Consider the following 11,164-nt stretch of genomic DNA (forward strand, 5'->3'; position numbering starts at 1 on the left):
ATTTAACTTATTCTTCATAAGTCTACTTTGTTTACTATTCCGTATTTTCATTGTTCATCTGTCCTTTGACAGCTCGTTTATTATATCTCTTCTTTTCCTTGTCTGTCTAAGTTACTTTTTTTATTTTTTATTTTCTTTTTATCTCTGTTTTGTTCTCTCTCATCGAGAGCTTTATCATATTATCATTATTTACTTATGCTTAGTCAACTTGTTTTTTTTATTTTTTTTACTTTTTTTGTTTTCTCGTTCTTTTTTTATCTTTTATTGTTTTTTATCCTTACTTTAATTATATACTTTCTTTATTTATTTTATGTTTTCGTTCTGAATTTTGCTTATCCTATTTTCTAATAAAATTATGAATAACTTGTATAATTATATAATATTAATATAGATAGTATACAAAAAAATAATTATTATGTTTTTCTGTTATTTTATAATACTAATATTCCTCTAAATAGATAGTATGCTCAAATACCTTAAAGTTATATTTTTGAGCATATATTTTTTGAAAGGTATTATATCTTATTTTTCTCTTTTGCGCCGTTACTTTATAGATGTTTAGTATAAGATTTTACTATTAATTAAAAAAAGTAAGTTATATTTTAAGTTTTATACTAAAAAATGCTTACGTTTAATTAAATAATAGTATACTTATTATATAACTTACTTTATATTTATTATTTTAAATCTTTTGCTTCTTCTATTTCTTTTATATCGTTTATGCTTAATAGCTTAAATTGTCCGATTGACTTATAATTTATATTGTCTACTGTTTGTTTTACTTCATGTGTGACTTCTATTATTGAAAAGTCTTTTTTACTTATCTTATATGTCAGATTTACTTCTACATCATCTAATTTGTTCAATTCTATTCCTAAACCGAACAGTCCGTCTACCATATAAAACAAATCTCCATTTTTACCTTTATATGTGAAGTCATATGTTGTATCTGTTTCTGTCATTTTAAATCTTTTATCTTGTGACAAATTTGTTGATAAACTGAAGGCTTTTACCATTCCTATATAACTGCTTTCTGTTTGAGGTTTCATATCTTGTCCTGTATATTCTTTCAGTCCTTTTTGATCACTGTCTAAGTATATTTTATTTTTTATCATATCTACATATGCTTTTGTTTTTACTCCGTCTATGTTTGTTTCGTCATACATTTTAGCTACAGTTTTAAAGCCGTCTTTGTCTTTTTTATCTGAATATATTATCTTTGATGTTATATCTACATTATTACCTTTTCCAGTTTCTTTGCCTGCTGAATCTAATTGTGAGACTTTTACTTTATAATTTGCTGTTACTGATTTTAAATTTTCTAAGGATTTTTTTAATTTATCGAATACTTGTTGTTCTGTAAGTTTATTATTTTCTTTAGGAATTTTAACTTCTTCTTGTTTTTGTTGTGTAACTGTTGTTTTTGTTTGTCCTGTTGATGTTTTTGTTGTGGCATTACAAGCTGTAGAGTTAAACATCATTCCTAAACTTAATAAAATAGCTAATATTTTCTTATTTTTCATATTTTCCTCCAATTTGTTTCACGTGAAACATTTTATATTAATCTAATATAATTATATATCTTATAAATAATTATATTAGAAAATATTATTAGTATTTTTATATTTCTATTTAATTAATATAGTATAGTATAAAACATAATAAAAATATATTTCATATTATATTATGTTTTTCATTAAATTAGTTTTAAATTAATATTAATTTTTTACAAAAAAATATCCTCATATTTTAAATAAGGATATTTTAAAAATCATATTATAATTGTCTTTCGTATTCTTTTTTTAATTTTGCCAATATCTTTTTTTCCATCCTTGATACTGTCATCTGTGATACTTCTAATTCATTTGCCACTACCATCTGTGTCTTATTTTCAAAATATCTGTCTATTATTATTTTTCTTTCTACTTCTGTTAATTGACTCATCATATGTTTAAAGAAGTCATTGTCTTCTATTTCTAAAAATCTCCTGTCATCTTCACCGATAAGTTCGTGTAATGCTACATCTTTTTCTTCTCCTTCATTATCATATTTGATATCAAGGGATATTGGAGCATATGCGTGTGATGCATCCAAGGTTTCTATAACTTCTTCCTGTGTGCATCCCAATCTTTCGGCTATATCTGATATTTTAGGTACTTTATGTGTTTCTTGTTGTAACTCAATTTTTACTTGATTTACTCTTTTTGATAATTCTTGTATTCTTCTTGGTACTCTTATTGACCAACCTTTATCTCTAAAGTATTTTTTTATTTCTCCTATTATCGTTGGCGTTGCAAATGATGAAAATTCAAATCCTTTTGATATGTCATATCTTTCTATAGCAAATATCAATCCAAGTGATGCTACTTGATATATATCTTCATATTCTATGCCTTTATTTATATATTTTTTTGACAGTATCTCAGCTATATATAGATTTCTCTTAATTAATTCGTTTCTTATTTCTATATCTTTGTCAGTGCTATAAATAGAAAACAATTCTTTATCGTCATAATGGTCATATTTATTAATAATGCTCATAGTATTTTTCTTTGACTCCTTTCTTGAGGGAGTATCTTGCATTATCTACCATCTCCTAAGAATTTAACCATTTTTATTTCGCTTCCAATACCTATTTGAGATTTAAGCTCTACTTCATCCATTAAAGTTTTAATTATGAATATTCCAAGTCCTCCTTCTTTAGGATTGCTAAGATCCGGACTTCCTACTTCTTCAACTTTATATCCTTTGCCTGTATCTCTTATTTGTATTTGCAGTTTGTTTTCAAATACATCTATGTCTATATCGAATTTTTCATCTAAGCCATGTTTGATAGCATTAGTACATCCTTCTGCTACCGCTACTTTTATATCTTCTATTTCTTCTATATTGAATCCCATTCTATTTGCTATTGCAGATACCGTAAGTCTTACAACTCCAACATATTCAGCTTTGCAAGGAAGAGACATATTAACTTTGTCTATACTCTTCATATAATCGGAATTTCGGTTTGACAAATTTATCCCTCCAATTTAAATATTTTATCTAATCCTGTAATTGTGAATATTTTTTTTACATTCGGTTTCGTATTTAATATATATATATCCTTTTCTTTTTGTTTTAATCTTTTTAATACACCTACTAAAATTCCAAGTCCTGTAGAGTCTATATATTCCAAATTCTGCATATTTATTACGACATCTTTTATATTTTCTTCGTTTATCACGCTTAGGGATTCTTTCAATTTTGTAGCCGTATATATATCAATTTCTCCTTGTAATGCTACATTCCATTTATCATCTGTTTTGTTAAAATTAACATCTACGTTTAAAGACACTTGTTAATTCCTCCCTTTTTGTCTGTTTTTTCTCATTTGTGCTACCGACATCGCTCCTTTTGCTGCTGCTGAAAAAGCTGTTGCTTTTGATACGCCCGATACAACTCCTGATAATGAATTTATGGATGTGAGTATACCTGAACTTGCTATTATTAAATCTTCTATTTCTCTTGAATTTCTAACAACTATTCTGTTTACTTCTTTAATTGTGTCACCGGCGTTTTTTAATACCATTCCCAAGTATACGCTGAAAAATAAAAATCCTATACCTATGAGTAATATTCCTACTTCCCACATATGCTTCTCCTTTAAAATTTAAACTTTTGTAACTATATTATTAAATATATTAAATTTACAGTTAACAATAAACACTATTTAAAACTAAATATAATTTTTAGAATATAAAAAATATATTCAATTTAGTATTTTTATTATATTGCTGTTTAATAAGTCAACAAATATATAAAAATTATACATCAAATTCTCTTTCAAATACGCTTTCTTCTTCTACGTCTTGTATTGATGCACCTGTATATAATGTTATTGTATCTTTTATTGTGTCTTTTACTCCATCTATGTCGTAGCGTGCATCACTTGCTCTTTTTTTAATTGTTTTCTTTGTATCGTCGGCTTTTTCACTAAGTTCTACTCTTAGTTCTTTACCGCTTTTTGGAGCTATTAAAACCCCAATTATAACGCCAAAAAATAATCCGAATACAAATGTTAAAAACGGGCATCTTCTCATAGCTGTTCTCCTTTACTTAAAATTGTTTCAAAATGTATTTTTATTATTGTATTTTTTATTACAAAGTTATTATACAATATTTTATTTGAATTCTCCATTTTTTTATCTATAAAACCATTAGTATAGTAGAAAAAATATTTAAAAGCAATTTATTATTTTTTATTATAATAACTTAAAATAAATGACTTTACACTATTTTTTTACTAAAAATATCAAAATAACTATGATGAATAAAATTATTCATTTTCTCCATCATCATTAGCTATTATTTCTATTGCTGATATTATTTCATTTTCCGTACTTCTCATAACTCTTACACCGCTTGTATCTCTTGACAATACTGATATTTCAGATACTTCCGTTCTTATCAATGTTCCATCTGAATTTATTATCATAACTTCATCTTTTTCGTCTACTACTTTTGCATCTGCAATATTTCCTGTTTTTTCTGTGATTTTATAAGTTTTTAAACCTACTCCACCTCTTGATTGAACTTTGTATTTGTTTATATCAGTTCTTTTGCCATATCCATTTTCAGATATTATTAAGAGTTGTTTATCTTGTGATGCTATCTCTACAGATACCACTTCATCATCACCTTTGAGCTTGATACCTCTTACTCCTCTTGCTTGTCTTCCCATAGGGCGTATCTGCTTATCTTCAAACATTATAGCCATACCTTTTTTAGTGATTATGATAAATTGAGAATTATCTTGTGTCAACAATGAATTTACAAGCTCATCTCCTTCATCCAAACTTATTGCTATAAGTCCTTGTCGCTTGCTCTTGGTGAATTCAGATACTTTTGTTTTCTTTATAACACCTTTTTTAGTACACATAACAAGATAGTTATTGTCTTGATCTGCTTTTGTAGTTATTATACTTGTTATGCTCTCACCTTTTTCGAGCGGTAACAAGTTTATAACATTGGTTCCCTTTGCAGTTCTTGATACTTGTGGTACTTCATAAGCATTAAGCGTATATATTTTACCTAAAGTTGTTATAAACAGAAGTTTTTCGTGATTTGAAGTTATTATCAATTTTTCAACGAAGTCTTCTTCTTTTGTAGTCATTGATGCTATACCTTTACCGCCTCTTTTTTGAGCCTTATAAGTGTCTACCGGCAATCTTTTTATATAACCTTGATGTGTAAGTGTTATTGTAACATCTTCATTCGGTATAGTATCTTTTATATCTATTTCTTCTTGTTTTGCTATTATCTGTGTTCTTCTTGCATCCTTATATTTGTCTCTTATTTCTATCATTTCTTCTTTGATTATAGATAACAACTTTTCTTCACTTGCCAATATTGAATTGTAATATTCTATCTTTTTATTAAGTTCCAATTTTTCTTCTTCAAGTTTTTCTTTTTCCAAACCTTGAAGTCTTCTCAGTCTCATATCCAATATCGCTGTTGCTTGGACTTCAGATAAGTCAAATCTGCTCATCAATTTTTCTTGAGCATCTGAATATGAATTTCTTATTATATTTATTACTTCATCTATATTATCTATTGCTATTAATAATCCTAATAATAAATGTAATCTTTCTTCAGCTTTGTTTAAATCAAACTTTGTTCTTCTTGTTACAACTTCCTTTTGATAATTTATATAGTATTTGAGTATGTCCACAAGATTTAGTATCTTAGGCTCTCCATCTACTATTGATAATAAAATTATAGAATAGACTTCTTGAAGTTGAGAATGTTTATATAAATTGTTTAAAACTATTGTAGGGTTCACATCTCTTCTTGTTTCTACTACAATTTTTATACCTGTTTTTTTACTTGATTCATCTCTTAAATCTGTTATTCCTTCTATTTTTTTATCTCTTACAAGCTGTCCAATTTTTTCTACTAAAGTTGCTTTATTAACTTGATAAGGTATTTGTGTTATTATTATTTCAGATTTTCCATTAGGCAATTCTTCTATCTCTGATTTTGCTCTTACTACTACTTTTCCTCTGCCTGTTTCATATGCTTTTCTTATTGCATCTTTTCCCATAATAACTGCACCTGTTGGAAAATCAGGGCCTTTTATATGCTGCATTACATCATCCAATGTAGCTTCTTTATCATCTATAAGAGTTATAGTACCATTTATTACTTCTTTTAGATTATGAGGAGGTATTGATGTTGCCATACCTACTGCTATACCGTTTGATCCGTTTACAAGTAAATTCGGAAATCTTGACGGCAATACTACAGGTTCTTGTTTTTTCTCATCAAAATTAGGTCTGAAATCTACAGTATCCTTGTTCAAATCTCTAAGCATTTCTGATGAAATTTTATTCATCTTTGCTTCAGTATATCTGTATGCAGCAGGAGGATCTCCGTCTAATGTACCGAAGTTACCTTTTCCTTCGACAAGCATATATCTCATAGAAAAATCCTGAGCCATTCTTACCATCGCATCATATATTGAAGAATCTCCATGCGGATGATAATATGCCATAGTATGTCCTACTACATTGGCTGATTTATGAAACGGCTTATCAGGAGTAAGTCCAAGTTCACTCATAGAATAAAGTATTCTTCTGTGAACAGGTTTTAAACCGTCTCTTATATCAGGAAGAGCACGACCTATAATAACGCTCATAGAATAATCTATATAGCATTTTTCCATTTGTTTTTTCAGATCTACATCTTCTATCTTACCGTGTATATCATCTATTTGTATATCGTCGCTCATTTTATCTCCTTGTTATATAAAATAAGTATTTCATATAGATTTTTTTAATATAATGCTCAAATATGTTTTGCTAAAAGCATTTTTTATAAATATCTTCAAAATATATATTTATAAAAATATAATTTGCAAAACAATTTAAACATATCTTAATTTAAAGTATTACTGCCATCTGATTAAACAATGGACAATTATTTTTAAATTCACAAAAAAATAATATATATTTATAAGATGATAATATCCATATTTAAAACAGATGTCAGTATTAAATAATTTATTGTATAACTAAATTCATATAAAATTAAAAAAATTAATAATAAATTGATTTTTAAATCAAAAAACTGATATTCAAAATTATATATCCAAATTCTCTACATATCTGGCATTTTGTTGTATAAAATCACGTCTTGGTTCTACCTTATCTCCCATTAATACACTAAAAATTTCATCAGCCTCTGCCGCATCTTCCAAATTAACTTTTAACAATACTCTGTTCTTAGGATCCATGGTAGTATCTCCAAGTTCCTCTGCGTCCATTTCTCCAAGACCTTTATTTCTGCTGACAAGCACTCTTTCTCTACCTATCTCATTCAATTTTTGTTCCAATTCTTCAGGAGAATAAGCATAGAAAGTTTTCTTACCTTTTTCTATTGAAAATAATGGAGGCTGTGCTATATACACATATCCGTTTTCTATAAGAGGACGCATATATCTAAAGAAGAATGTGAGTATAAGTGTCCTTATATGTGCACCGTCAACATCGGCATCCGACATTATTATTATCTTATGATATCTCAGTTTACTCTCATCATATTCAGAGCCTATTCCACATCCGAAAGCGGTAATCATATTTTTTATAGTATCTGATTGTAGAGCTTTGTCCAATCTTGATTTTTCAACATTCAATATCTTACCTCTAAGCGGTAATATAGCTTGATTTTGTGAATTTCTACCCTCTTTTGCAGAACCGCCTGCTGAATCCCCTTCGACTATAAATATTTCTGATTTTGAAGGATCTTTTTCTCTGCAATCAGCCAATTTTCCAGGCAAAGAAGTACTTTCCAATATACCTTTTCTTCTTGTCAAATCTCTGGCTCTTTTAGCAGCTTGTCTTGCACGCTGTGAGCGCATACATTTTTCCATTATTATTCTTGCACAAGCAGGATTTTCCTCTAAAAATATATTTATTTCTTCAACCGTAACTTGTTCAACAGAAGAACGTATTTGAGGATTGCCCAGCTTTGTTTTTGTTTGACCTTCATATTGAGGATCAGGCAATTTTACTGATATTATTGCAGTCAAACCCTCTCTAATATCTTCACCTGTAAAATTTTCATCTTTTTCTTTCAAATAGTTATTTTTTCTTGCATAATCATTTATAACTCTTGTAAGAGCTGATTTAAAACCTATAAGGTGCATACCACCTTCAACTGTATTAATATTATTAGCAAATGAATATATATTTTCGCTATAAGCATCAGTATACTGCATAGCTATCTCTATATCATAAGTACCGTCAATTTTATCAAAATATATAACATCTTCATGAAGCGGTTCTTTTGACTTGTTCATAGACTTAACATATTCAATTATACCGCCTGTATAATGATAAGTTTTAGATATTTTATCAGAAGTTCTGTTGTCTTCAAGTGTAATTGATATACCCTTATTAAGAAAAGCAAGTTCTCTTAATCTATGCTCCAATGTTTCAAAACTGTACACAGTTTCATCAAATATTTTTTCATCAGGCAAAAAACTTATACAAGTACCTGTTTCCTCCAAAGGACAAGTACCAATCTGCTTAATATCTGTAACTGCATTTCCATATTCAAATTCCTGTTTATATACTTTACCATCTTTTTTTACAACTGCCGTAAGTGATTTAGAAAGTGCATTTACAACAGAAACACCGACTCCGTGCAAACCTCCTGATACTTTATATCCACCTGCACCGAATTTACCACCGGCATGTAATACTGTAAGCACTGTTTCCAAAGTAGACTTTCCTGTTTTTGGATGTACTTCTACAGGTATACCTCTACCATTATCTATTACTGTAATTCCATTATTTACATCTATCGAAACATAAATTTTGTCACAAAAACCTGCAAGAGCCTCATCTATAGCATTGTCAACAACTTCATATACAAGGTGATGAAGTCCTTTACTGCCTGTAGAGCCTATATACATACCAGGTCTTTTTCTTACAGGTTCAAGACCTTCAAGTACCTGTATCTGCTCAGCTCCATATGCAGTTTGATTTATATCATTATCCATCAAAAACAATACATCCTTTCAAATTTATTCTTAACAAATCATTTAAGATTATGATTATTTTTCATAAAATCAATATATAAAAAAATATATTTTTACAAAATAATAATGTCTTATCACTTCCTTAATTTATATATTATACCATAAAATACATAAAATTAGTATGATTTTTTATTACAGCTAATACTAAACACTATTAAAAATACATTATAATTATACATCTAAAATTTTAATTTTTTTAAACAATAGACTATATAAACTTATAGATTTTATACTTTGTAATAGTATTTAATATAAAATTACATAAGTTTATATTGCTATCTAATAAAATTATATAACATTAATATAAAATACTTTATTTTAAAAATCAATTATGATAGATTGTCAAGATAAGTACAACACTTTTATAAAATTATTTATAAATTTCCATTATTTGATAAAATTTTGATATTAACATAAAAAAAGTGGAACCGAGTTCCACTTTTTGCTGAAATAATTTTTAAAAATAAGTATTATCTTCGCTTATATCAAGTTTTTCTATTTTTTTTCTGATTTTAAGCATATGCTCATCTATTTGATATATTTTATCTGCACATTCTTTCAATTCTTTTATAATTTCAGGTGCTTCTTTCATTGTCTTTTTATATTTCATTTGATGCTCCAATGATGCCCAAAAGTCCATAGCTATTGTTCTTATCTGTAATTCCAATTTTATACATTCTTTTTTTTGAGAAAGATATATCGGTATCTCTACTATTAAATGAAGTGAGCTGTATCCATTAGGTTTTGGATTTTTTATATAATCTTTAACTTCTATTATCTTGATGTCATCTTGTAACTCCAGCATCTCCGCTATATCATATATATCGTCTACAAAACTACAAACTACTCTGATACCTGCTACATCTGTAAGATTTTCTCTTATTGATTTGGTGCTTATTTCCAATCCTCTTCGCCTTAATTTTTGTGCTATACTTGAAGGTTTTTTGAGCCTGCTCTTTACGAATTGTATAGGATTACGCTGATTTTTTATAGATATATCATCGTTTAACACTTCCAATTTCGTTCTTACTTCTCTTATTGCCGACTTGTAATATAACATCAACTCTTTAAACTCATTGAGATGTATCAATATTTCTTCAGGATCTTGTGATATAACAGAAATTATTTTTTTATCAAACTCTTGCATATTTACCTCCACTAACAGTGTAAGCATTTTTAAATTTTACATTTTAATTATACTATTTATATTTTTTTTGTCAATTATAAGCTAATCCTAATTGAACTTTTTATATTTTTATACTAAACATTAATCAAAACTATATTAGATTATACTCTTAAAAATTTATATTTTTTAAAACAATAAATTATATATAATTCGTAATAATGTTTAGTAATATAAAATTAAGATAAACAACAATATAGTCTTAAAATCCATTTAAATTGATTTTAAGACAAGTTTTATTTTTATAATATAATTTATCTACTCTTTTATAAACTTTCCTTAAATCAAAAATTAAATGGTGTGTTTTTTTACAACAATTATAAAAATGGCTATTATCAAGTTTAATTGAAAATAGCCATTTTTATTTGAATATTAATTCATTCATACTTCCTTATAGTATGAATTATATTTATTTTTTTATGTGTTAATTCAATAATTTATTTGTTAAATTTTTTTATATATTGAATTTAGCTACCATCTCGCTCATCTCTTGCGCCATATCTGCTAAGTGTGCACTTGATGCTGCTATCTCTTCAGATGATGCTGTCTGTTCTTCTACTGTCTCTGATGTCTCTTGTACTGATGCTGCATTTTGCTCTGATAGCGCTGATAGACTTTCTATTATTCCCATCAGACTTTCTTTTGTCTTTTCTAATTCTTTCCCTGACTTATTTAATTTTTCTACTGCTTTATTGTTGTTGTCTAATTCTTTTGATATTATGTTGAATTGCTCTCTTGTGTCTTCTACTTTTACTGATTGCTGCTCTACTATCTTTCCTACTTTCTCCATTGTCTCTACTGCTTGTCCTGTCTTTGCTGTCAAATCTGATACTATTTCTTTTATTTCTTCTGTGAATGTGTTTGATTGTTCTGCTAATTTCCTTATTTCTTCTGCT

At 27.6% G+C, this 11,164-nt stretch carries 10 protein-coding genes; all 10 read right to left on the minus strand.

Annotation, left to right across the window (positions count from 1 at the left end; genetic code table 11):
- Window positions 1-677: 677 nt before the first annotated feature.
- Window positions 678-1,523, minus strand: coding sequence for a hypothetical protein (locus tag HMPREF9629_RS10790; RefSeq protein ID WP_009526423.1), 846 nt, complete (start codon window positions 1,521-1,523; stop codon window positions 678-680).
- Between the two features lie 253 nt (window positions 1,524-1,776).
- A complete protein-coding gene (locus HMPREF9629_RS10795) occupies window positions 1,777-2,583 on the minus strand; it encodes a SigB/SigF/SigG family RNA polymerase sigma factor (protein ID WP_009526424.1) in 807 nt (268 codons plus the stop codon).
- The gene (locus tag HMPREF9629_RS10800; protein ID WP_009526425.1) at window positions 2,583-3,017 is read right to left on the minus strand and encodes an ATP-binding protein; all 435 of its coding nucleotides are present in this window, start codon (window positions 3,015-3,017) and stop codon (window positions 2,583-2,585) included. Before HMPREF9629_RS10800 ends, HMPREF9629_RS10795 begins: the two co-directional genes overlap by 1 nt.
- 2 nt (window positions 3,018-3,019) lie before the next feature.
- The gene (locus tag HMPREF9629_RS10805; protein ID WP_009526426.1) at window positions 3,020-3,337 is read right to left on the minus strand and encodes an STAS domain-containing protein; all 318 of its coding nucleotides are present in this window, start codon (window positions 3,335-3,337) and stop codon (window positions 3,020-3,022) included.
- 3 nt (window positions 3,338-3,340) lie between these two features.
- Window positions 3,341-3,634 (minus strand): DUF948 domain-containing protein, encoded by a 294-nt coding sequence (locus HMPREF9629_RS10810; protein WP_009526427.1) that lies wholly within the window; start codon window positions 3,632-3,634, stop codon window positions 3,341-3,343.
- A 172-nt stretch (window positions 3,635-3,806) separates the two neighbouring features.
- Window positions 3,807-4,082 (minus strand): YtxH domain-containing protein, encoded by a 276-nt coding sequence (locus HMPREF9629_RS10815; RefSeq protein WP_009526428.1) that lies wholly within the window; start codon window positions 4,080-4,082, stop codon window positions 3,807-3,809.
- A gap of 236 nt (window positions 4,083-4,318) precedes the next feature.
- Window positions 4,319-6,772, minus strand: coding sequence for a DNA gyrase subunit A (gene gyrA, locus HMPREF9629_RS10820; protein WP_009526429.1), 2,454 nt, complete (start codon window positions 6,770-6,772; stop codon window positions 4,319-4,321).
- Between the two features lie 351 nt (window positions 6,773-7,123).
- Window positions 7,124-9,046, minus strand: a complete 1,923-nt coding sequence (gyrB, locus tag HMPREF9629_RS10825; protein WP_195891005.1) for a DNA topoisomerase (ATP-hydrolyzing) subunit B — start codon at window positions 9,044-9,046, stop codon at window positions 7,124-7,126.
- Window positions 9,047-9,542: 496 nt separating this feature from the next.
- Window positions 9,543-10,232 carry a GTP pyrophosphokinase gene (locus HMPREF9629_RS10830; protein WP_009526431.1) on the minus strand — a complete coding sequence of 230 codons (690 nt, stop codon included), beginning with the start codon at window positions 10,230-10,232 and terminating at the stop codon, window positions 9,543-9,545.
- A 490-nt stretch (window positions 10,233-10,722) separates the two neighbouring features.
- A partial coding sequence (locus tag HMPREF9629_RS10835; protein WP_009526432.1) for a methyl-accepting chemotaxis protein occupies window positions 10,723-11,164 on the minus strand: 442 nt, incomplete at its 5' end.

The sequence above is a fragment of the Peptoanaerobacter stomatis genome (genome assembly GCF_000238115.1).
In the GTDB taxonomy this organism is placed as follows: Bacteria; Bacillota; Clostridia; order Peptostreptococcales; family Filifactoraceae; genus Peptoanaerobacter; species Peptoanaerobacter stomatis.